The organism is Nitrosospira sp. CT, assembly GCF_059489795.1.
In genome coordinates this window covers 1-825 of sequence record NZ_JCAHZJ010000084.1, presented here as the reverse complement: position 1 = coordinate 825, position 825 = coordinate 1, and the positions used below count along the sequence as shown (strand labels likewise).

Genomic DNA, 825 nt, shown 5'->3' with positions numbered 1-825 from the left:
TTATTTGATCCCCTCGGCAAAGCCTTCTTCGCCAAATGCTGTTACGTCGTTCTGCATGCTGACGCGGCCGCGTGCACCCTTGACATAGTAGAAGGCGGTGCAGTAGACCTTGCCAAAGTACCACCAGACGGTGAACATGAGCATGGAGACGAACGCGGAGAAGAATGCGGCAATAACCGTGGTGTGACCGCCAAAGGTTCGCAGCGATCCTTGTTCGATCAGACGCACGTACTCAGGGGTGCCGGTACGAACATACAAAAAGCCCGTGTAGTCGGCTACCGAGAGCAGCACGCCTTCTGCCACCAGCGGCAGGTGGGTGGGGCCGAAGATGGTCCAGTTGCCAGGATAGAACAACAGGCCGAAGGCGCCACCGCCCACCAGAGCCGTGATCATCCAGTTGCGCGTGAGCAGCATGACGGTGTCCATCACCAGCGCGCCAGGAATCATGGTGGAGGGGAATACGAAGTTCATGGGGTAGTGCGACCACCAGTAGAAGCCCCAGAAGCGGGTCAGCCATTCGCCCGTCAGCAGGCACACGATGCAAAGTGTGGCCCCAAACGGCAGGCGGTAGTTCACCCACAGGTAGTACATGATCGCAGCGCAGTAGGTGATCCCGACAATCGGGGTTACCACCGGCCACCATTGCCGGTCCTTCCAGTCAAGCCAGAAGTCCCAGTCACCCGCCAGCAGCATGAAGTGCATGTGGTAGGTTCCAACCAGTAGAATGCATAGAATCGGGAAGTAAATCACGTCTATCATCCTGGACATCTTTACCGCTTCGGGCGGCATCTTCGCCGCCTTCAGTATTTCATCTGTTCTGCTCAT

Annotated in this window: 1 protein-coding gene; it reads right to left on the bottom strand. The window is 57.1% G+C overall.

What is annotated here, in order from left to right; all coding sequences use genetic code 11:
• Positions 1–825 (bottom strand): methane monooxygenase/ammonia monooxygenase subunit A (locus tag AC52W5_RS15495; RefSeq protein WP_074974981.1); only part of this gene is annotated, 825 nt, incomplete at its 5' end.